The organism is Streptomyces boninensis (assembly GCF_048572725.1).
Lineage (GTDB): Bacteria > Actinomycetota > Actinomycetes > Streptomycetales > Streptomycetaceae > Streptomyces > Streptomyces boninensis.
Genome location: NZ_CP183837.1, coordinates 8,223,897 through 8,244,872 on the forward strand (window position 1 = coordinate 8,223,897; position 20,976 = coordinate 8,244,872).

The 20,976-nt window shown below is 71.0% G+C and carries 18 protein-coding genes; 10 read left to right on the top strand and 8 right to left on the bottom strand.

Features of this window, described 5'->3' with window-relative positions:
* Positions 1-28: 28 nt before the first annotated feature.
* The 3 genes from ACNNMR_RS37115 to ACNNMR_RS37125 form a co-directional block, all read right to left on the bottom strand.
* On the bottom strand, positions 29-1,456 hold the full coding sequence (locus tag ACNNMR_RS37115; RefSeq protein WP_419999102.1) for a BNR repeat-containing protein: 1,428 nt from the start codon (positions 1,454-1,456) through the stop codon (positions 29-31).
* Between the two features lie 68 nt (positions 1,457-1,524).
* Positions 1,525-1,989 carry an NUDIX domain-containing protein gene (locus ACNNMR_RS37120; protein ID WP_419999103.1) on the bottom strand — a complete coding sequence of 155 codons (465 nt, stop codon included), beginning with the start codon at positions 1,987-1,989 and terminating at the stop codon, positions 1,525-1,527.
* Between the two features lie 30 nt (positions 1,990-2,019).
* Positions 2,020-2,739 carry a GntR family transcriptional regulator gene (locus ACNNMR_RS37125; RefSeq protein ID WP_419999104.1) on the bottom strand — a complete coding sequence of 240 codons (720 nt, stop codon included), beginning with the start codon at positions 2,737-2,739 and terminating at the stop codon, positions 2,020-2,022.
* Positions 2,740-2,909: 170 nt separating this feature from the next.
* Here ACNNMR_RS37125 and ACNNMR_RS37130 point away from each other — a divergent pair, with 170 nt between their 5' ends.
* The 8 genes from ACNNMR_RS37130 to ACNNMR_RS37165 all read left to right on the top strand — a co-directional run bounded on the left by ACNNMR_RS37130 (position 2,910) and on the right by ACNNMR_RS37165 (position 12,431).
* The gene (locus ACNNMR_RS37130) at positions 2,910-3,917 is read left to right on the top strand and encodes a BMP family ABC transporter substrate-binding protein (protein WP_419999105.1); all 1,008 of its coding nucleotides are present in this window, start codon (positions 2,910-2,912) and stop codon (positions 3,915-3,917) included.
* Positions 3,914-5,572, top strand: coding sequence for an ABC transporter ATP-binding protein (locus tag ACNNMR_RS37135; RefSeq protein ID WP_419999106.1), 1,659 nt, complete (start codon positions 3,914-3,916; stop codon positions 5,570-5,572). The genes ACNNMR_RS37130 and ACNNMR_RS37135 overlap by 4 nt, the downstream gene beginning before the upstream one ends.
* Positions 5,573-5,701: 129 nt before the next feature.
* Positions 5,702-6,823, top strand: a complete 1,122-nt coding sequence (locus ACNNMR_RS37140; RefSeq protein ID WP_419999107.1) for an ABC transporter permease — start codon at positions 5,702-5,704, stop codon at positions 6,821-6,823.
* Positions 6,820-7,746: an ABC transporter permease gene (locus ACNNMR_RS37145; protein WP_419999108.1), complete on the top strand. Its 927-nt coding sequence runs from the start codon at positions 6,820-6,822 to the stop codon at positions 7,744-7,746. The genes ACNNMR_RS37140 and ACNNMR_RS37145 overlap by 4 nt, the downstream gene beginning before the upstream one ends.
* Before the next feature lie 80 nt (positions 7,747-7,826).
* A complete protein-coding gene (locus ACNNMR_RS37150; protein ID WP_419999109.1) occupies positions 7,827-8,846 on the top strand; it encodes an ornithine cyclodeaminase family protein in 1,020 nt (339 codons plus the stop codon).
* A gap of 124 nt (positions 8,847-8,970) precedes the next feature.
* A complete protein-coding gene (locus tag ACNNMR_RS37155; RefSeq protein ID WP_419999110.1) occupies positions 8,971-9,972 on the top strand; it encodes a TIGR03842 family LLM class F420-dependent oxidoreductase in 1,002 nt (333 codons plus the stop codon).
* Between the two features lie 194 nt (positions 9,973-10,166).
* Entirely contained in the window at positions 10,167-11,060 is an 894-nt protein-coding gene (locus ACNNMR_RS37160; protein ID WP_419999111.1) for an Ig-like domain-containing protein, read from the top strand.
* Positions 11,061-11,204: 144 nt separating this feature from the next.
* Positions 11,205-12,431: a PQQ-dependent sugar dehydrogenase gene (locus ACNNMR_RS37165; protein WP_419999112.1), complete on the top strand. Its 1,227-nt coding sequence runs from the start codon at positions 11,205-11,207 to the stop codon at positions 12,429-12,431.
* On the opposite strand, the gene ACNNMR_RS37170 is transcribed toward ACNNMR_RS37165, so the two are convergent.
* From ACNNMR_RS37170 to ACNNMR_RS37190, 5 genes are all read right to left on the bottom strand, one after another.
* Positions 12,382-13,947, bottom strand: coding sequence for an NCS1 family nucleobase:cation symporter-1 (locus ACNNMR_RS37170; RefSeq protein WP_419999113.1), 1,566 nt, complete (start codon positions 13,945-13,947; stop codon positions 12,382-12,384). The genes ACNNMR_RS37165 and ACNNMR_RS37170 overlap by 50 nt on opposite strands.
* An 86-nt stretch (positions 13,948-14,033) precedes the next feature.
* Complete coding sequence (locus tag ACNNMR_RS37175) at positions 14,034-16,721, bottom strand: NACHT domain-containing protein (RefSeq protein WP_419999114.1); 2,688 nt, start codon at positions 16,719-16,721, stop codon at positions 14,034-14,036.
* Positions 16,722-16,762: 41 nt separating this feature from the next.
* Positions 16,763-17,800 (bottom strand): zinc-binding dehydrogenase, encoded by a 1,038-nt coding sequence (locus ACNNMR_RS37180; RefSeq protein WP_419999115.1) that lies wholly within the window; start codon positions 17,798-17,800, stop codon positions 16,763-16,765.
* A 9-nt stretch (positions 17,801-17,809) separates the two neighbouring features.
* Complete coding sequence (locus ACNNMR_RS37185; protein ID WP_419999116.1) at positions 17,810-18,532, bottom strand: SIR2 family NAD-dependent protein deacylase; 723 nt, start codon at positions 18,530-18,532, stop codon at positions 17,810-17,812.
* A 32-nt stretch (positions 18,533-18,564) separates the two neighbouring features.
* Positions 18,565-19,125, bottom strand: a complete 561-nt coding sequence (locus tag ACNNMR_RS37190; protein WP_419999117.1) for a dihydrofolate reductase family protein — start codon at positions 19,123-19,125, stop codon at positions 18,565-18,567.
* A 165-nt stretch (positions 19,126-19,290) separates the two neighbouring features.
* Between ACNNMR_RS37190 and ACNNMR_RS37195 the strand changes: the two genes are divergently transcribed.
* Entirely contained in the window at positions 19,291-19,944 is a 654-nt protein-coding gene (locus tag ACNNMR_RS37195) for a fibronectin type III domain-containing protein (RefSeq protein WP_419999118.1), read from the top strand.
* Positions 19,945-20,012: 68 nt separating this feature from the next.
* Positions 20,013-20,969, top strand: coding sequence for a cyclase family protein (locus ACNNMR_RS37200; RefSeq protein ID WP_419999119.1), 957 nt, complete (start codon positions 20,013-20,015; stop codon positions 20,967-20,969).
* Positions 20,970-20,976 lie beyond the last annotated feature (7 nt).

Genomic DNA, 20,976 nt, shown 5'->3' on the forward strand with positions numbered 1-20,976 from the left:
CCCGGCCGGTGGATCGGCGCGCGTCAGCCTACCCAGGGAGGGCGAAGTCCGCGACGCGGATGGGGGAGGGAGTCGTTCCGGTGGATGTCCGCTGGTAGAAGACGGAGAGCACGCCGTCCTGCTTGAGGCGCGGCTCGTCGATGAGGACCTCGCCGTACGCGTCCAGCTCCTTGCCGTCGTAGAGCTGTTTCCAGTCGGTCCAGCCGCTCGCCGCCGACGCGGCGACGATCCGCCCGCGGGGCATGATCGCGTACGCGTTGTCGTACCGGTCGAAGGCGAGGCGGCTGCGCTGCGTCGATCCGGGCGACACCGGGATCTCGGTCTTGCGCCAGCTTCCGGAGGCGTCGCGGTGCATGTGGAAGGTGCGGGCGTTCTTGGTCCGGTCGGCGGCGTAGTCGGTGGTGCACTGGCCGAAGCGGCCGGGGACGTACGACCAGAGGGCGTGCGGGCGGCCTGCGGAGTCGATGGCCTGGCTCTCCTGGTTCATGAGGGAGTGGTCGGGGTTGATCGGCTCGGCGACGGTGCCGGTGTCGGTGACGGCGACCAGGTCGCTGGTGCCGGTGGTGGCTATGGCTTTGCCGCGGGCGTCGTGCCAGGTGCGGCCGCGGTCGGGGCTGGAGACGTACGCCATCTCGTGGTTGGTCAGCCCGCCCGGGCTGCACATGACGGCGGCGTTCTGCTCGCGCCAGGTGAAGAAGACGTGCAGGGTGCCGTCCGGGCCGTAGTCGACGCCGTTGACGTACATATTGCGGGCGGTGCTGCTGCCGTGCTCGCTCGTGTACGTACCCGAGGCGCTGGACCATTCGCCGAGGGCGCGCCAGGTGGTGCCGTCGTATTCGGCGAGGGCGGTCTGGCCGTTGCCGGAGACGCCGGTGCGGTAGTGGAGCTGGAGCCGGCCCTCCGGGGTGGGGAGGAACTGCGGGTAGGTGAAGCGGTCGGTGAGGGGGAGGCCGTCGAGGGTGGTCTGGATGGGACCGAAGCGGGCGGTTTCCCAGTTGAAACGTTCTGGGTTGCTGGCGAGGCCTGCCGCCGACTTCACGTAGAAGAACTCGTCGGAGTGCGAGTCGAGCATCGCGTGGATGCGGCCGTCGGTGGGGGAGATGCCGAGGCTGATGACGTTGTGGGAGTCGTCGTAGCGCAGCTTGTGCGGGAGGCGGAGGGTGCGCCATGGGCCGCGCGGGAGGCGGCGGCGGGCGAGGACGGCGGTGCGGTCGGCGGTGTACCAGGCGGCGTACTGGTGGCCGCGGTGGGTGAGGATGCCGCTCTTTTGGAAGGAGTTGTTGTTGACCAGGCCGTCGAAGGAGACGAAGTAGATGGCCTCGGGGTCGAGTTGGGTGTCGGCGATGCGGCGGACCGAGGGGGCGGTGCGGGGGGCCGCGGAGGCGGCCTGGGGTGCGGTGGCGGTCGTGGCGGCGGTGGCGAGGGCGCCGAGCAGGATGGTGCGGCGGGTGGGCATGGGGGCTTCCCTCCGGGCGAGTTGGGGTTGAAACGTTAAAAATTTCAACCCCCTCTCACCTACACGACTCACCGCCCGGAGGGAACCCTTGGCGCATGGATCAGCCCGCGGTGCGCCGGCATCAGCCCCGCAGGCAGGTCGTCAGGAGAGAACCAGCGCGCTTCAAGAATCTCGAAGGGATCCGCCTTGAGCGTGCCCCCGACCAGCAGCGCCTCGTACGCCACCTCCACCCGCAGCCGATAACCGCTCCGCAGCCGCACCAGCCGCCCCGGCTCAACATCCAGCCCGGTCTCCTCCTTGACCTCCCGCACCGCGGTCTCGGTGAACTCCTCACCCCGCGCCGCGTACCCGGTCGGCAGCCCCCACGCCCGGTCCGGCGGCCACATGCGATGCCGCAGCAGCAGCACCTGCCCCCGGTCGTCCCGTACGACCGCGGTCACCCCGACCGTGTACTTCGCGTGCAGCAGCCACATGACACGCCACTGCAGCCTGCCGTTCAGCAGACGCCAGACGCGGGCGGCGATCCGGTACACCGTGGCCTCCTCATTCCCGGGCAGTACTGATCATGATCCCCGACGCCTCCGCCGCGCCGCCACCGCCTCCGGATCGATCTCCGGACGCGACCAGCGGGCCGCGATGGCCAGGGACTCGGCGCGCCCGTCCGCCACATGGGCATGCGCCAGGGCCGCCGCGCCATCGGCGTCGTGGGCGGCGATGGCCTCGTAGAGCTCCTCGTGCTCCGCGCATTGCCGCGCAGGGTCGCGCTGCGCGGTGAGCCGGAAGAGCCAGTGCGTACGGGCCTCCAGCGGCCGCATCATGCTGGTGAGCAGCGGGTTGGCGGCCGTATCGACGATGTCGGCGTGAAAGCCCGCGTTGGCCGCGGCGATCGCGGCCCGGTCGTCGCGGCGGGTGGCGGTACGGGCGGCGTCCAGGCGGGCGGCGAGGCGGGCCAGCGCCGCGTCGTCGGCGCGCTCCGCCGACAGCCGGGCGGCGAGCGACTCCAGCGATTCGCGTACGTCGAAGAGATCGCGCACGTCGGCGGGCGTGAAGGGCGCCACCAGGGCGCCGCGTCGCGGCACCACGAGCACGAGCCCGTCCGCTTCGAGCCGGCGGATCGCCTCGCGCAGCGGGATCCGCGAGACCTTGAGCTCCTCGGCGAGCACCCGCTCCACGAGCCGGTCGCCGGGCTGGAGTTCGACCTCCAGGATGCGCCGGCGCAGGATCTCGTACACACGGTCGCGCAGCGAACCGCGCCCCGTGTCCGGCTGCTGAGCCGCTGTCACCAAGGCCATCCTCCGTAGTCATCGCCGCCCCCACCCTAAGCGGGCCACGCAGAGGGGAGCACAGTGCTAACCGCCCGCTAACACCCGCGCAACACATGCCTCCCAGACTGAGGGCGCGTAACGGTATACCACTAGCGGGCCCGCGGGCCCTTCCCCTGGAGGCACCAGAAGTGGCACTCACGCATGCACCACGCGCCGCCGCGCTCGCCGCGCTGTCCTGTCTCGCGCTGCTGACGGCGTGCGGCGGGGGCGCCTCATCGGCGTCCGGCTCCGGGGGCGACGGGGACAAGCTCAAGGTGGGCGTCCTGTTCCCCGGCTCGCTCTCGGACGACGGCTTCATGGAGTCCGCGCACCGCGGCTACCAGCGGGCGGCGAAGCAGCACACGGGCAAGGTCACCTTCACCAAGGTCGAGCAGGTCCAGGCCGCCGACTACGAACAGGCGCTGGTCCGCTTCGCCACCACCTCCGACCTGGTGATATCGCTGGGCGGCCAGACGGACGCGGACGTACGCAAGGTGGCGCAACGCTTCCCGAAGGTGAAGTTCGCCGAAATCGGCGGCCCGGCGGACGGCAAGCCGACGGCGAATCTGGCCCTGTACGACCCGCAGCAGGCGGAGGCGGCCTATCTGTCGGGCGCGGCGGCGGCGCTGCTGTCGAAGAAGGCGGTGGTCGGCTTCATCGGCGGCGCGGAGCTGCCGGCGATCGTGAATGCGGCGAAGGAGTTCGAGCGGGGGGCGAAGGCCGCGGACTCGGGCGTGAAGGTCCTGAATCCGCAGTACGTAGGCGACTTCAACGACGCCGCGAAGGCGAAGCAGTCCGCGCTGGCCGACTACGGCGCGGGCGCGGACGTCCTGGGCCAGGTCCTGAACCTGGGCCACAAGGGCGTCGCCCGGGCCGCGGCGGCGCGCGGGGGCGCGCTGATCGGCGGTCCGGTGCCGCGGGAGTGCGGCGACAAGGCGTACGCCGGATATGTGGAGACGGACATCGGCGCCGAGATCGAGTACGCCACCGACCACCTGGTGAAGGACACCTGGAAGCCCGAGGCGGTGCACTTCGGCCTCACCTTCGCCGAGCCGCAGAACGACATCAAGCTGTGCGGCGAGGCCGACCCGAAGGTGGAGAAGAAGCTCGACGAGCTGAAGTCGAAGATCGCGTCCGGGAAGATCAAGACCCGATGACGGCGGCCGCCTTGGAGCTGAGCGGGCTCACCAAGTCGTACGGCACGATGCGCGCGCTCGACGCGGTCGACCTCGTGGTGGAGGCGGGGAGCGTGCACTGCGTGCTGGGGGAGAACGGCGCGGGGAAGTCGACGCTGTGCCATCTGGTGGGCGGCTCGCTGACGCCGGACGCTGGTTCCCTGCGCCTGTACGGAACGGCGTACAACCCGCGCCGCCCTGCCGATGCCCTCGCTGCCGGGGTGGCGATGGTGCACCAGCACTTCAGCCTGGTCCCGACGCTGACGGTGGGGGAGAACCTGCGGCTGTTGCGGCTGCGGGACTTGGCGGGTCGGGTCGCGCGGGTGCGGGAGGAGTACGGGCTGGAGGTGGAGCTCGACGCGGTGGTGGGGGAGCTGCCGGTGGGGGTGCGGCAGCGGGTGGAGATCGTGAAGGCGCTGCTGCGGGCGCCGCGGATGCTGGTGCTGGACGAACCGACTGGGGTGCTGGGGCCGTCGGAGGTGGACGCGCTGCTGGCTACGTGCCGGCGGATTGCTGATGCGGGGCAGGCGGTCGTTCTCGTCACGCACAAGCTGGGCGAGGCCACGCGCGCCGGGGATGCGGCGACGGTGCTGCGGGGTGGGCGGGTCGCGGGTGGTGGGGCGATGGGGGAGCTGTCGGCCGAGCGGCTGGTGTCGCTGATGATCGGGCGGTCGGCGGGGACGTTGGGTGCGGGGTTGGTGGGGGCGGTGGGGCTCGATACGGAGCCTGCCACCAGCTCCGCGCGGGCGGGTGATGGCGCTACCGACCAAGCCGTGCTGGACAGCGATGCGGCTGCGCTGCGGCTGCAGGACATCACCGTCAGGCGGGGCGACGGCACGTACGCGCTCGACCGCGTCTCGCTCGATGTCCGCCCCGGCGAGATCGTCGGCGTGGCCGGTGTCGAGGGCAATGGGCAGAGCGAGTTGATGGCCGTCGTGGGCGGCTCGCTGACGCCGCAGCGCGGCCGGCTCGAGCTCGGCGGCCAGGACGTCACCCGTGCCCGCCCACGCGAGCGCACCCGGGCCGGGCTCGGCGTCGTACCCGAGGACCGGCATCGCGAAGGCTGCGTGCCGGAGCTGTCCGTAGCCGAGAATCTGCACCTCGGTCGACTCGCGGACTTCCGCCGGCTGGGCGTCTTCCTCGACCGCGGGGCGCTGGCGCGGACCACGACCACGGTGCTCGCCGACCACGACATCCGCGCGTCCGGGCCGGCCGCGCCCATGACTTCCCTCTCCGGCGGCAATCAGCAGAAGGTCGTCCTCGCCCGCGAGCTGGCCCTCGACCCACTCGTCTGCCTGGCCGCGGCGCAGCCGACGCGCGGCCTGGACATCGGCGCCGTGGACGCCGTCCACACCCGCATCCGGGAAGCGGCGGCGCGCGGCGCCGGGGTGCTGCTGGTCTCGGCCGAGCTGGATGAACTGCTCGCGCTCTGCGACCGGGTGGTCGTCGCGTATCGCGGGCGGCTGCTGGGACCGGTGGATCCGAAGCGCGCCGATGCGCGGGAGCGGGTGGGCGAGCTGATGCTCGGGACGGGGTCGGCTACGGACCCGAGCCCCGACTCGAGCCCCGACTCGCGCCCCGACTCGAGCCCCGACTCGCGCCCTGGGGCTGAGGCCTCCGCCCACGCGGGCGGGTGAACGGCGCAGGCAACCGGCCCATTCGCCACCATCCCCGATGCCAAGCCCGGGCATCCGCCCCGACCTGCCCCGATCTGCCTCGCCCCGTCTCGTCTCGCCTCGCCTCGCCTCGCCCCGACAAGGATTCCCATGACAGCGACCCTCACCACCAAGCCCGCTCCACCCCCATCACCACCCACCACTCAGGCCACCCCCACCCGACTCCGCACCCTCCCCCGCCACCCCCTAACCATCGCCGCCCTCTCCACCCTCCTTGCCGCCGCAGCCGGCCTCCTCCTCGTCATCGCCGCCGGCGCCGACCCGGCCACCGCCTGGCGGGCCCTCGACGAGGGCATGTTCGGCTCTCCGTACGCCATCGGCAGCTCGCTCAACTCCGCCGCCGTACTCGCCCTCATAGCCACCGGCTTCACCGTCGCGCACCGAGCCGGCCTGGTGAACGTCGGCGGCGAAGGCCAACTCTGCGCGGGCGGCGTGGCCGCGGCAGCTACCGGCCTGGCACTCCCCGCCACCGTCCCCGCCGCGCTAGGCGTGCCGCTCGTCCTGGCCGCCGGTTTCCTGGCCGGCTCCGCCTGGGCCGGCATCGCCGCGTGGCTGAAGGTCAAGCGCGGCACCAGCGAAGTGATCACCACCCTCCTCCTGAACTTCGTAGGCACCGGCCTGGTGGCAGTCGCCGTACACGAGGAGGCCCTGCTGCGCCAGCCCGTAACGTCCTCCGAAACCCTCCCGCAGTCAGCACCTCTCCCCACGGGCGCCCAACTCCCCCTGATCGGCGGCCAGGAGTCACCGGCCACCGCCGTAGTCCTCATAGCCGCCATCGCAGCTCTCGCCACCGGCATCGCCCTCCGCCACACCGCAGCGGGCGTACGCCTCAAAGCCGTCGGCCGCACCCCCGCAGCCGCAGCCCGCCTCGGCCTGCCCGTCGGCCGGCTGCAGACCACAGGCCTGGCCTTCGCCGGCGGCCTCGCGGGTGTGGCAGGGGCGGCCCTCGTCGCCACCGCGCCCTACGTACTCGCCGAGCACTTCTCCTCCGGCTACGGCTTCTCCGGCCTGGTCGTCGGCCTCCTGGCCCGCGGCTCGCTCACCGCCGTCGCCGCCGTAAGCCTCGTCTTCGGCTTCCTCACCAGCGGCGGCATCAACCTCCAGCTCGCCGCCCAGGTCCCGGCATCGACGGTGCAGATCGTGCAGAGCCTGCTGGTGCTGTTCATCGCCGCGGCCATGATCTTCACGACCACGAGGAGGTTCGCGCAATGAGCGCCGTAATAGACGAACTGGCAACCGGCGGCGTCCGCATGGCGCTGCCCCTCCTGCTCGCCTCCTCAGGCGAACTCCTCAGCGAACGCGCAGGCGTCCTCAACCTCTCCGTAGAAGGCATGATGCTCACCGGCGCCTTCGCGGGCGCAGCGGGCGCGCACGCCTCGGGCAGCGCCACCGTAGGCGTCCTCACGGCCCTGGCCGCCGGCCTGCTCTTCGCCGCCCTGCAGGCACTGCTCAGCGTCACCCTCCGCGCCGACCAGATCGTCACGGGCATCACCGCCAACGCCCTGGCCCTCGGCGCCACCACGTACGGCGCCCGCCTCCTCTTCGGCGGCGAAGGCAAGGCCGACACCCTCCCCGGCTTCGACCCGCTCGCCATCCCGGCCCTGCACGACATCCCCATCCTCGGCCCGGCACTCTTCGAGCAGACCCTGCTCGGCTACGCCGCCTTCGCCATAGCCGCGGCCCTGGCCCTCACGCTGAGCAGGCGTACGACCTGGGGCCTGGCCATCGACGCGGTGGGCGAGGACGCGGTGACCGCCGACCGCTGCGGCCTGCCGGTGCGCCTGATCCGGTACGCGACCGTCCTCCTGACCGGCGCCACCGCAGCCCTCGCGGGCGCCCACCTCGCACTGTCCGAGGTCCATGCCTTCAGCGACAACATCACCGGCGGCATCGGCTACCTGGCGGTCGTCGCCGTCATCGCAGGCCGCTGGCGCGGCTGGCCAACGCTGCTGGCCTGCCTGGTCTTCGGCCTGGCCCAGTCCCTGCAATACGCGGCCCCGGCCATCGGCCTGCACATCTCAGCTCCGCTGCTGACGACACTCCCGTACGCCTTCGCCCTGCTGGCAGTCAGCGGCTTGGTGGGCCGCAGCCGGGCCCCGTCGGGCCTGACGACACCCTTTGCTCGCGCCGGCTAGCAGCCCACAGCCCACCGCCACCCGGCAGCCCAAAACCCCGCCCACCCACCCAAGCGCCCGCACCCAGGAGACCCCGCTCCATGACGCTGATCCTCACCCGCTCCACGATCCGTACCCTCCTCGCCGACACCCTCGACGCCGTCGAAGCCGCCATTGCCCAAGCCCACCGCGACCTTTCCGACTCCAAAGCCACCCTCCCCACCCCACCAGCCATGTCCCTCCCGGCGACCACCGCCACCCCTGACACCGACTCCGCCACCTTCCTGGCAATGCCCGCCGCCTCCACCCCCGCCCGCCTCGCCACCGTCAAACTCCTCGCCGACCTCCCGGCGAACCACGCCGCCGGACTCCCCGTACAGCGCTCAGCAGTTCTCGCCGTCGACACCACCACAGGCGCCTGCCTAGCCCTCCTCGACGGCGCCGAACTCACCCGCATCCGTACCGCCGCCGCCACAGCAGTCGCCACCCGAGCCCTCGCCCGCACAGACGTAACAACCCTCGGCCTCATCGGCACCGGCCCCCTCGCCTACGCCCACGCCCGAGCACTGCTCCCCACCCGCCCGTACGAGAACGTCGTCCTCTGGGGCCGCACCCCCACCAAAGCCCAGACTCTCGCCACCTGGATCACCACAGAATTCGGCATCCCGGCCAAGGCCGTAGACCACCCGCGCACGGTCACCGAGGCCGCCGACGTCCTATGCACCCTGACCCCATCCCGCGACCCGATCATCAAGGGCGCCTGGCTCTCCCCAGGCCAGCACATCAACGCCGTAGGCGCGCCACCCCGCCCCGACCACCGCGAACTCGACACCGAAGCGATGGTCCGAAGCCGCATAGTCATCGACGCCTACGACACGGCCCGCACCAAATCAGGCGAGATCCTCATCCCGCTCGCCGAAGGTGCCCTCACCAAGGACGACTTCCACCACGAGCTGGGCGACGTACTCACCCACCGCACCCGAGGCCGTACGCACAACGACACCGACCTAACCCTCTTCAACTCGGTCGGCATAGGCCTCCAGGACCTGGCAATCACCCGCCTCCTGATCGACCTCGCCACGCACCACGGAGTCGGACACGACATTGACCTGGCAGGGTGACGCGCGTCGACCACGTCTTGCCAAGCCCTCACAACCCGTCCACGATGAAGGCTTTCAAGGCCGCGACAGACGCGACAAGGACGCGAAAAGGTCGCGACACGGACGCGACAAGGGGGACCAACCCGTGGACTTCGGACTCGTCCTGCAGACCGACCCGCCCGCCTCCGCCGTCGTCGGCCTGATGCGCCGCGCCGAGCGCAACGGCTTCCGTTACGGCTGGACCTTCGACTCGACCGTGCTGTGGCAGGAGCCATTCGTCGTCTACAGCCGCATCCTGGAGCACACCACGAAGCTCAAGGTAGGCACGATGGTGACCAACCCGGGCACCCGCGCCTGGGAGGTAACCGCCTCCGCCTTCGCCACCCTCAACGAGATGTACGGCAACCGCACCGTCTGCGGCATCGGCCGCGGCGACTCTGCGATGCGCGTCGCAGGGCGCAAGCCGAACACCCTCGCAACCCTGAGCGACGCAATGCGCGTAATCCGCGATCTCGCCGAAGGACGCGAGACCGACGTCGACGGCACGCCGCTCAAGCTCCCCTGGGTCAAGGACGGCAAGCTCCCGGTCTGGATGGCCGCATACGGCCCCAAGGCCCTGGCCCTAGCCGGCCGCGAGGCCGACGGCTTCATCCTCCAGCTAGCGGACCCGTACCTAACCGAGTGGATGGTCAAGGCGGTGCGCACCGCAGCCACCGAAGCCGGCCGCAACCCGGACGACGTAACCATCTGCGTAGCAGCCCCGGCTTACATCGGCGACGACATCCCCCACGCCCGCGACCAATGCCGCTGGTTCGGCGGCATGGTAGGCAACCACGTAGCCGACCTGGTAACCCGCTACGGCGAACACTCGGACCTGGTCCCCGAAGCCCTAACGGCCTACATCAAACAACGCGAGGGCTACGACTACTCGCACCACGGCCGAGCCGGCAACCCCTCCACAGACTTCGTCACCGACGAAATCGTCGACCGCTTCTGCCTCCTGGGCCCACCCGAGGCCCACATCGAAAAGCTGCAGGCGCTCCGCGACCTGGGCGTCGACCAATTCGCGATCTACGCCATGCATGACGCAAAGCAAGCCACCATCGACGCGTACGGCACGCACGTCATCCCCGCACTGTCCTCTTGAGGAATCCGCCGCCTCAGGTCACGTCCCGCTAGGGATCGACTGGAAGCCTTGACCCGGGCCGGGGCCATCCGGCCCCTGGCACCTAACGCCCGCTCCCATCCACGCTGTTGCCCCTCACGTCGGGGGGCGTGGGGTGGGGGAGGGGGGCCGCGATGGCTGGATTGCGTGCGGGTGCGGGTGCGGCGGTTAGGGGCTTGGCGGTTCTCGCGTTTCTCGTGGCGCTGGTGGCCGGGCCGCCGGCCGCCGCGCGAGCCCAGGCGGCGTTCTCCGTCAAGGTGGACTTCGGCGCCGCGACCACCGTGCCCGTCAGCGGCTTTGTGCTTGATTACGGGCAGGGCTACGGCGCGCGCACCGGGTCTGGCCAGGGCTCCGGACTGACCTACGGCTGGGTGGGGATGACCGGCTCAGCCCCGCTGAGCCTCGTCGGCAACGGCCGCGACCGCGGCACCGCCGAGCCGAACCGACTCCTCGCCACCCTGATGCACATGCAACTGCCCGCCTCCTCCGCGGGCGTGAAGGCCCCGGGCCGGTGGGAGATCGCCGTACCCAACGACACCTACCGCGTCACGGTGACCACCGGCGACGCGACCTCCGTCGACAGCGCGCACGCCCTGCAGATCGAGGACCAGAACGCCATCGACCGCTTCACCCCGACCACTTCCACCCGCTACCAGACCCGCACCGTCACCCCGCGCGTCACGGACGGCCGACTCACGATCAGCCCTGCCACCGGCACCAACACAAAGATCACCCACCTCGAGATAGCCCCAGTCGCAGACGCCGCCCAGCACCCCGAGGTGCGCGCCACCACCCCCGCGAACACCGCCACCGGCGTCCCGCCGACCAGCAGCATCGTCGCCGACCTCCGCCTGGTCGGCGCGGGCGTGGACGCCGCCTCGCTGACCTCGTCCACGGTCCGGCTCACCGAGGCGGTCAGCGGTGCGGCGGTGGCCACCCGGGTCATCACCTCGGGTGGGGGCGACGTCATCAACGTATCGCCGACCACCGGCCTGAAGCCGAACACCCGCTACCTGCTCGAAGTGACCAGTGGAGCCAAGGACTTGGCTGGCCGCACCTTCACCCCATGACGCTCCGTCTTCACCACCGGATCAGGAGACGGTGGCTCCGCCATCGCCTTCACCAAAGCCACCGCCGCCACCGGCCGCAGCTTCACCTCCGTCACGAAAGGCCCGGACGGCAAGCTCTACGCCGCCACCCTCGACGGCTACCTCATGCGCTGGACCATCGCCTCCGACGGCACCCTCACCAACGCACAGACGATCACCACCGTACGAGCCAACGCCACTGCCCGCGGCCTCCCAGGCGCCCCGAACCGCACCATCATCGGCCTGGCCTTCGACCCGGCCTCGACCCCAACCGCACCGATCCTCTGGATCAGCTCCAACACCATGTATCCCGGCGGCACCCCGTCCGAACCGGACTTCTCCAGCAGCATCGCGCGGCTGACCGGCCCGGCCCTCGGCACGTACACCGAAGTCCTCTCGAAGCTGCCGCGCTCCGTGAAGGACCACGAGACCAACTCCCTCGCCTTCGGCCCGGACGGCGCGCTCTACATCAGCCAGGGCGCCAACAACGCGATGGGCGCCGCCGACCCGGTCTGGGGCAACCGCCCGGAGCGCCTCCTGAGCGCCGCCGTCCTGCGCCTCGACCCCGCCAAGCTCCCGGCCACCCTCCCGCTCAACGTCCAGACGGAGAACGGCGGCAGCTACGACCCCTTCGCGGCCAACGCGCCCCTCACCCTGTACGCGACCGGCGTCCGCAACGCCTACGACCTGCTCTGGCACACCAACGGCCACCTCTACGCCCCCACCAACGGCTCCGCCGCCGGCGGCAACACCCCGGCCACCCCGTCCCCCCTCCCGTCATCCTGTACGGGCCGCCGCATCGACGCGGCCACCGCAGGCCCGTACGCAGGCCCCGCCGCGCCGGCCCTGACCTCCAACCCCAACGCCGAGACCGACTACGTCTTCGACGTAAAGAAGAACCGCTACTACGGCCACCCCAACCCCACCCGCTGCGAATGGATCCTCGCCGGCGGCAACCCCACCACCGGCACCGACCCCTTCCAGGCCGCCGCCTACCCGACCGGCACCCAGCCGGACCGCAACCTCGACCTGGCCGGCATGTACGACGCAGGCCTGCACGCGTCGGCCAACGGCGTGGTGGAATACCGCTCGGGGGCCTTCAGCGGCGCGCTCCGCGGCAAGCTGCTGGTCGTGCGCTACTCCAGCGGGCAGGACATCGTGATCTTCGGCGTCGATGCCCAGGGGCGGCTGTCGCCACCGACGACCGGCACCACCGGCCTGACCGGCTTCCAGCAGCCCCTGGACGTCACGGAGGACCCGGCGACAGGCAATCTCTACGTCACCGAACTGGGCGCCACGCGCATCACCTTGCTGCGTCCCGTACCGGCTGCTGCTGCCACCGCCCGACGCTGAGGACCGTATACAGCACCAGCGCGCTCCCCAGCCCCACCGCCCAGCCGTAGTCGGCCAGGGGCTTGAGGAAGGGGATGAGCCCGTCGGCCGGGAAAGGCCCCTGCTTCTTGCCGTCCGCATTGACCGCCGAGTACGAGCCACCGATCGCGAGAATGCCGCCCACCGCGAAGGCGACGACGGCGCGCAGGTTCCAGCCGCCCTGATACCAATACCGGCCCTCCCGGCGGTACAGGTCCGCGAGGTCGAGATGCGTGCGGCGGATGATCCAGTAGTCGGCGATCATGACGCCCGCGACCGCACCCAGCAGGCCCCCGACCGTGCCGAGCCACGTGAAGATATACAGCTCGGGCGTCGACGTCAGCTTCCACGGCATGACGATGACGCCGACCACGCCTGTGATCAGGGCGCCAACGCGGAAGTTGATGAGCTTCGGGAGCAGGTTGGACAGGTCGTACGCCGGTGAGACCACATTCGCGGCGATGTTCACGGAGATCGTCGCGATCATGACCGTGATCAGGGCGAAGAGCAGGCCGAAGACATTGTCCGTCTTGGCGGCGAGCTGGACCGGGTCCCAGATCGTGGCGCCGTAGACCGCCTGCGAGCCCGCCGTCACCAGGACCGACATCAGGGCGAAGGCCGTCATCGTGGTCGGCAGGCCGAGCGACTGGCCCCACACCTGGGCGCGCTGGCCCTTTCCGAAGCGGGTGAAGTCCGGGATGTTCAAGGACAGCGTCGACCAGAAGCCGATCATTCCCATCAGGGCCGGGAAGAAGACCGGCCAGAAGTCCGCGCCCCAGCCCAGCTTCGACGGCTGGTCGAGCAGCGGGCCGAAGCCGCCCGCCTTCACCGCGATCCACACCAGCAGGACCACGGCGCCCACCAGCACGAACGGCGCCGCCCAGTTCTCGAAGCGGCGCAGGGCGTTCATGCCCCGGTAGATGATGGCCAGTTCCAGCGCCCAGAAGATCACGAAGCACAGCCACAGCGTCCACGGATAGCCGCCGACCTCGCCCGCCTCCGTCCAGCCGCCGAAGACCTTCCCCAGCAGCAGAAAGATGCCCTGCCCGCCGATCCACGTCTGGATCCCGAACCAGCAGCAGGCGACGGCCGCCCGGATCAGCGCGGGCAGGTTCGCGCCGCGCAGTCCGAAGGAGGAGCGCACCAGGACCGGGAAGGGAATGCCGTACTTCGGCCCGGCGTGCCCGGTCAGCAGCATCGGGAGCAGCACGACGACGTTCGCCAGCGCGATGACGAACACCGCCTGCTTCCAGTCCATGCCGAGGGCCACCAGGCCGGAAGCCAGCGTCCAGGAGGGGATGTTGTGTGCCATCCCGATCCACAGGGCGGTGTAGTTGTAGACGCCCCAGGTGCGGTCCTGCATCCGTACGGGCAGCAGGTCGGCGTTGGCGAACCGCGGGTTGTCGGGGCTGACGCCGTCGGCGAGGGAGACGCGGCCGTCGGGATGGGTGATCTGCGTGGCCGGCTGGTCCGGGGTGGTGGAGCCGAGCGAAGTCAACGGTGGTGCCTCCCCCTGGGTCGAATCCGCAGGACTGTACTGCCTGGAAGTGCCGGGCGGGAGGGGGCGTGACCCGCGTTCCCCGGCTAGCGCGGTGAGGCGGGCGGGCCGGTTACGCGGATGCCCGCGGGCACGCCGCTCGGCGCCGGCAGTCCCTCGCTGACGTGCAGGGTCTCCAGGGACTTGAAGGCCGACAGCCACTCCATCGAGGCCCGCAGGTCGTAGTGGAGCCACAGGCCGGTCAGGCGGGTGCCGGCCAGCGGCCCGGTCAGCTCCTCCGGCGCCAGCGGGCCGGTGACCTTCACCAGCGGGCGGCCGCCCAGGTCGGCCAGCGCCTTTGCCTCGTCGGCGTCCGACACCGGGAAGTACAGGTCGTCGGCGGCCAGATGGGCGATGATCTCCTTCGCGTAGCGGGCGGTGTCGTAGCGGTGCCAGGCGCCGGCCAGCTCGGCGCGGATGTCGTGGCGGGTGCGGTCGCGCAGGCCTGTCAGGTAGTCGATGGCCATTTCGTCGCGTACGGACGTGGCGGTGATGGCGAGCAGCAGCGCGTCGTCGTCGGGGGCCGTGGTGGTGTCCTGCAGGGCGTCGAGGATTTCCAGGACGATCGGGCCCATCCAGCCGAGGCGGCGGGCGCCGACCGGGTCGCTGGGGCGGACGATGCTGCGGGCGTAGCGCTCGACGCGGGCCCGTACGGCCGGGTCGATCTCGCTGATGTGCTCCAGGCAGGCGGCGGCGAGCAGCTTGCGATGCGGGCCGGCGTCGCCGTGCAGTTCGCGGGAGGTCGGGCCGATCATGCGGTCCAGGAGGTCGGCGCACTCGGCGGGGCGGGCGAGTGCGAAGGCCATGCGGATGACGTCCTCCCAGTCGGTGCGGTGGGAGTTGTTGAGGAGGAGGTCGAAGTCCTCGCGCTGCACGCACGCTTCGGCGGCGAGATAGTCCTGGAAGGTGCGGTGGATGAAGTCGACCGTGTCGGGGGTGGGTTCGCGGAGCAGGCCCGTACGGTCGAGGAGGTGGCGGTAGATCGTCTCGGCGTCGTGGCCTGCCGCATCCGGGACGGCGGGCAGATGCTCGGCGAGCGTGCGGATCGCGGTGGAGCGCTTCATCTCCGAGCGGCCGTTGACGAGCATCCAGTGGGCCAGCTTGTGCAGCAGCCGCACCTTGGGCTGGTGCTGCAGGTCGATGCCGTCGACCGGGGCCATGGCGCGCTCCGGGTCGCGGCGCTCCAGGAGCATGCTCATCGCGGCCTCGTACAGGTCCTTGCGGCCGCGCGGCAGATAGCCGTTGCGGTCCAGGTGCAGAGCGCAGAGCAGGCCGCACATCAGCGGGTTGGTGGCGAGGCGGCCGAGGTCGCGGGTGATGCGGACGGCTTTGAGGAGCGACTGCTCGTGATGGTCGAGGACGCCGAGGTCGTGCTCGAGCAGGATCGCGTCGGAGGGGGTCGCGTCGGCGGGCTCCGGCGCCCCGCCTCGCGTGCCGGGCGCCCGCTCCGGCGATGGCAGGGCGCGCCTGGCCGCCTCGCGGGCCGAGCGGTGCCAGCGGCGGATGAAGGACGCCACCTCCTCACGGCCCATCGGCGCCAGCTGCAGCTCGCCGAAGTCCTCCTCACGCAGCCAGTCCTGGGGCACGGCGGAGGGGCGGGTGGTGACCAGCCATACGTTGCCGGGGTAGACCCGGTTCCAGTCGCCCAGCAGCCGCTTCAGCTGCTCGCGCTCCGCCTCCGGCGCCTCGTCGACGCCGTCGATCAGCAGCAGGCCGCGGCCCGCGGTGAGCACCCGGTCCGCCCAGCCGGGCGGCTGCGAGCCCGCCCGCGGATAGCCGGCCGCCTCCAGAAACTGTTCAGGCGCCGGAAACCCCTCGCCCGCGAAGCGCCGTACCGGCAGCAGAAACGGCACCCGGAAATGCAGCTCGGCAGGCTCCGCCGGCAGCTCGCTGCGCGCCGTACACACCGCAAGCCACTGCAGCAGCGTCGTCTTCCCCGACCCCGCCTCCCCGCGCACCAGCACCCGGGTCCGGTCCTTCAGCTCCAGCGACACCGGCAGCCCCGGCTCGGAGGAGGCCGGGTCGGACGGCTCGCAGCGCAGGTCGAGATAGGCGGTGTCCAGCGGCCAGGAGCGGGGGGAGTGGGCGAGGTCGATGCCGTAGATGGTGAGCTGGTTGTGGAGTACGGCGATGTCGCGCTTGTAGCGGCGCTCGAAGTCGGCGTCCGCCGCGCTGCGCGACGGGATCCGCTCGGCCAGCCGCGTATACCGCTCCTCCAGCTCGGCCACGTACTGCCCGTACGCCACCAGCGTCGCCGTCTCGAACTGCTTCTGCTTGCTGAAGAACTCCAGAATGTGCCGCGCCGCCAGCTCCAGCAGCAGCCGGTACAGCAGCGTCCCTTCCTCGGTCAGCTCCCGCTCTACGTCGGGGGCGCGGGATTTGAGCTCGGCGGCGAAGGCCTCCGGGCGCAGCCCCAGCGCCTGTACGTCATCCATCTCCACCTCGCCCATCGCGTGCAGCGTGCGGGCGAGGGCGTCGGTGACGGCCTGGTCCTCATCGGCGGATACGGGGCGCTCGGCGCGCTCGCCGCCGCCCGCGTCGACCGCGCGGCGCACCAGCTCCGCCGCGATCTTGTTGAGATCCCGCTCGGTGAGCGTGGCCTTCTGCGGCAGCCAGCGGCGGATCCGGATCGGGGCGTCCACGTATCCGGCGCCGGGCCGCTCCACAAAAATCTTCGCGATCGCCGATTCGACGGCCTTCTGGGTGAGACGGGCGATGACGAGCGAGAGATCCATCCGTCCATGCTCCCCGCAACGGGGGTGCTAAGAAAGGCCAGTTACGAAGCTGGGTCAATGATGGCGACGCCGGTCCGGAAGGCCTGACCCAATTCGGCCAACGCGGCCGAGGCGGCATCGAGGCCGATCGTGTCGGTGATCAGCCGGTCGGGCCGCAGCAGGCCCGCGGCGACCTGGCGGAGCAGCTCCGGGTAGGCGTGGGCGGCCATGCCGTGGCTGCCGATCAGCTCCAGCTCCTGGCCCATGACCAGGCCCATGGGTACGGGGGAGGTGCCCTGCGGGAGCCAGCCGACCTGGACGTGCCGGCCCTGGCGGCGGAGGCTGCGGATCGAGGCGGCGCAGGTGGCGTCGGAGCCGAGGGTGTCGAGGGAGAGGTGGGCGCCGCCTTGGGTGGCGTCGTGGATGGCTGCGGAGGCGTCGCTATCGGTTCCGTCGACCGTCACCGCGGCGCCGAACTCGCCCGCCAGCCGCAGCGCTTCTGGCGCGATGTCGACGGCGACCACGCGCGCCCCGGCGGCCGCCGCGATCATCACCGCCGAAAGACCGACCCCACCGCACCCGTGCACCGCCACCCACTCACCGGCCCGCAGCCGCCCCTGCTGCAGCACGGCCCGGTACGCGGTGGCGAAGCGGCAGCCGAGGGAGGCGGCGGTGGCGTACGAAAGATCCTCGGGCAGCGCGATCAGATTGGCGTCGGCGTGGTGCACGGGCACGTACTCGGCGAAGGACCCCCAGTGCGTGAAGCCCGGCTGCTCCTGCCGCTCGCAGACCTGCTGCTGCCCTTGTGCGCAGGCCGCGCAGCGCCCGCAGGCGCAGATGAACGGCACGGTGACCCGATCACCCTCCCGCCAGCCGCCCGCGACCCCATCCCCGACCGCGGTGATCACGCCCGCGAACTCGTGCCCGGGCACATGCGGCAGGCTGACCGTCTCGTCGTGCCCCATCCACCCGTGCCAGTCGCTCCGGCACAGCCCGGTCGCCTCGACCCGCAGCACGACACCGCCGGGCGGCGGAGCGGGGTCGGCGACCTCCCGTACGGCGGCGGGCTTGGCGAACTCCTCGAAGACGACGGCGCGCACGGTGCTACCTCACAGGTCCTTGAGCAGAGCGGGCAGGGAAGTGCCGATGGGCTCGCGGATGACGCGCTCGGCGAGCGGATCGTACGGCGTCGCCTCGGCGTTGACGATGATCAGCCGGGCGCCGTGCTCCGCCGCCATGCCGGCGAGGGAGGCGGCGGGCTGGACCTGGAGGGTGGTGCCTACGGCGATGAAGACGTCGGCGGCCTTGGCCACCGCGACGGCTTCGGTGAGTACGGCCGGGTCGAGAGACTCGCCGAACATCACCGTGGCCGACTTGAGGATCCCGCCGCAGGTGCGACAGCCGGGGTCTTCCTCCCCGCCCGCGACCCGCTCCAGCGCGGCCGCCATCGTGCCGCGCTCCCCGCACTCCGTGCATACGACGGAACGGGAACTGCCGTGCAGCTCCAGCACCTTCCGCTCCGGCAGCCCGGCGCGCTGATGCAGGCCGTCGGTGTTCTGCGTGACGACGCGCAGGGGCGTGCCGGTCCGCTCCAGCGCGGCGACGGCATGATGCGCGGCATTCGGCTCGGCCTTCCAGGCGGGGCTGGCGGCGCGCATCTGCCAGGACCGGCGGCGGATGTCCGGATCCGACATGTAGTGCCCGTACGTGACCAGCTTCTCCGCCTCCGGATCCCGGCGCCACAGGCCGTTGGGGCCCCGGTAGTCCGGGATGCCGGAGTCGGTCGAGATGCCGGCGCCGCTGAGGATGGCGACGAGGGGTGTGGCGGACATGTCGCCAGCGTACGGGGTGGGGGTGACGGCTCTCAGCGGGTCCGGTAGTGGGCGTGGATGAGGCCGCTGGCGAAGGTGTGCTGGTCGAGCAGGGTGAGGTCGAGGCGGATGTCGTCGGGGAAGAAGCGCTTGCCGCCGCCTACGACGGTGGTGGTGATGAAGAGGTGGTATTCGTCCACGAGGCCGGCCTTGATTGCTTGGGCGGCCAGGTTCGGGCCGTCGACTGTCAGGTCGTGGTCGGATTCGGCCTTGAGTTTGCGGATCGTGTCCGGGTCGAAGGTGCGCTCGATCCTGGTCTTGGCGCTGGATACGGACTCGAGTGTCGTGGAGTACACGACCTTTTCCGCGGCCTGCCAGTCGCGGGCGTACTGCTGGATGTGCGGCGGCAGGTCGGGGTCGGTGAGGGCGGTCTCCCAGAAGATCATCGTCTCGTACATGCGGCGGCCGTAGAGGTACGTGCCGACCGGGCGGAAGAGATCGTTGATGAAGGTGTGCACCTCCGGGTCCTCGGCGGCTCCGGTGCCGAGGTCGCCCTCCGCCGCCTCGGCGTAGCCGTCGAGCGAGGTGATCATTGAGTAGATGAGCTTGGCCATGGGGGCTCCTTCGTCCGCGGTCCTGCACATGTGACGCTCGTACGTCCCGAAACTCATCGGCCGCCACCGTGAACGCTCGGATCCCCGGTCCCGTATGCCGTAGAAAGCGCGTGCTGAGCTCGCGTGCCCATCGGCAAGAGGCTGGAGGAACTTGTGCACAGCAGAATGACTCTGACCGTCGCCTTTCTCGCTGTCTCACTCGCCGCCGGGATGACGGCGCCCGCGGTGGCGGCGGAGGACCGGGAGCCGCCGCAGACGCCCACCGCGCCGACCTTCGTGGACCGGACCGGCAGGAGCGTCACCATGGAGTGGGCGTTCTGGGATGTCACCACCCCGCCGGACAACGTCGGTGTCGAGGACTTCCTGGTCAGCAATGGGGAGACGACCAAGGTGGTGCCGGAGGGCGTCGCCTGGGGCACCGTGTTCACCGGGCTGGAGCCGGCGACCAGCTACTCCTTTACGGTGCGGGCGCGGGACGCCGCCGGCAATGTCTCGGCGCCGAGCCCGGCGAGCACCATCACTACCGGCGTCGAGCCGGACACCGAGCCGCCGACGCCGGTGACGCGGATCCAGCCCGAGGATGTGGCCGACGGCGCCCACTACGTGTGGTGGGGCGGCGCGACTGACAACGTCAACTTCGAGCGGGGGCTTCGCTACCGGATCACCACCGATGGCGGGACCGATCATGTGGTCAGCCGGAGCTTCTACGCCGACCACCCGAACATCGGCGATCCGCTGCTGACCGGCTGCACCATTACGGTCCGGGCCATCGACAGCTCGGGCAACGTGTCCGCGCCGCGGTCGGCGAACTTCTGCTGAGCTGGCCGGTACCGTACCTCCGGGCTCTGGTGCCTCGAAATCGCGTGCTCGGAGGAGTTGGTGGTGGGATGACGGCAGGGCGGGCGATGCCCACGCAGGACGATGTGCTCGGGTACTTCGACACGCTGTCGAACTGGGGGCGGTGGGGCGAGGACGACGAGCTCGGGACGCTGAATCTCATCACCGACGAGGTGCGGCTGGGGGCGGCGCGGGCCGTACGCCATGGCCGGAGCCTGTCGTGCGCGTGGGAGATCGCCGTACCGGGGGAGATGGAGCGGGCGACGACGTCGTGCCCGTGTGCCGCGGACATGCCGGGTGCCGAGAACATGCCGGTGGCCGGCTTCCGCAATGACCGGCGCTGGGGCTTTTCGAATGAGCAGCTCGGCATCATGTTCCACAACAACACCGTCACTCACCTCGACTCGCCGTGCCACATCTTCTGGGACGGCAAGATGTACAACGGGCGGTCGCACGAACTGGTCGACGCCGACACGGGGTCGGCGTGGGCGGCGGTCACGGCGGCGGCAAACGGGATCACCACGCGTGGCGTCCTGCTCGACATCGCGAAGGTCCGCGATGTGCCGTGGCTGGAGCCGGGCGACGGGGTGTTCCCCGAGGACCTCGAGGAGGCCGAGCGCCGCCAGGGCGTACGGGTGCGGCCCGGCGATGCGGTACTCATCCGGACCGGCGGTGGCCGCGTCCGCCACGAGGGCGGCGCGGCCGGCGGCATCACCCAGGCCGGCTGGCACGCCTCCTGCCTGCCGTGGCTGCGCGACCGCGAGGTCGCACTGATCGGCGCCGACACTCCCCAGGACGTCCAGCCGTCGGGCTACGACGACGTACTGATGCCGGTCCACGCCGTAAGCCTCGTAGCAATGGGTCTTTGGATGCTCGACAACTGCGACCTGGAAGCCTGCGCCACGATGGCCGCCGAGCTGGGCCAGTGGGACTTCCAGCTCGCAGTCGCCCCGATCCGCTTGGCCGGCACCTCCGGCAGCCCGGCCAACCCGATCGCCACCTTCTGACCGCGGG

Bases quoted from the DNA above. Each gene is read 5' to 3' on its own strand.
- ACNNMR_RS37135 (WP_419999106.1), top strand. From the start codon at position 3,914: ATGACGGCGGCCGCCTTGGAGCTGAGCGGGCTCACCAAGTCGTACGGC.
- ACNNMR_RS37175 (WP_419999114.1), bottom strand. From the start codon at position 16,721: ATGGATCTCTCGCTCGTCATCGCCCGTCTCACCCAGAAGGCCGTCGAA.
- ACNNMR_RS37150 (WP_419999109.1), top strand. From the start codon at position 7,827: ATGACGCTGATCCTCACCCGCTCCACGATCCGTACCCTCCTCGCCGAC.
- ACNNMR_RS37115 (WP_419999102.1), bottom strand. From the start codon at position 1,456: ATGCCCACCCGCCGCACCATCCTGCTCGGCGCCCTCGCCACCGCCGCC.
- ACNNMR_RS37195 (WP_419999118.1), top strand. From the start codon at position 19,291: ATGACTCTGACCGTCGCCTTTCTCGCTGTCTCACTCGCCGCCGGGATG.
- ACNNMR_RS37145 (WP_419999108.1), top strand. From the start codon at position 6,820: ATGAGCGCCGTAATAGACGAACTGGCAACCGGCGGCGTCCGCATGGCG.
- ACNNMR_RS37190 (WP_419999117.1), bottom strand. From the start codon at position 19,125: ATGGCCAAGCTCATCTACTCAATGATCACCTCGCTCGACGGCTACGCC.
- ACNNMR_RS37140 (WP_419999107.1), top strand. From the start codon at position 5,702: ATGACAGCGACCCTCACCACCAAGCCCGCTCCACCCCCATCACCACCC.
- ACNNMR_RS37185 (WP_419999116.1), bottom strand. From the start codon at position 18,532: ATGTCCGCCACACCCCTCGTCGCCATCCTCAGCGGCGCCGGCATCTCG.
- ACNNMR_RS37200 (WP_419999119.1), top strand. From the start codon at position 20,013: ATGACGGCAGGGCGGGCGATGCCCACGCAGGACGATGTGCTCGGGTAC.
- ACNNMR_RS37165 (WP_419999112.1), top strand. From the start codon at position 11,205: ATGCGCTGGACCATCGCCTCCGACGGCACCCTCACCAACGCACAGACG.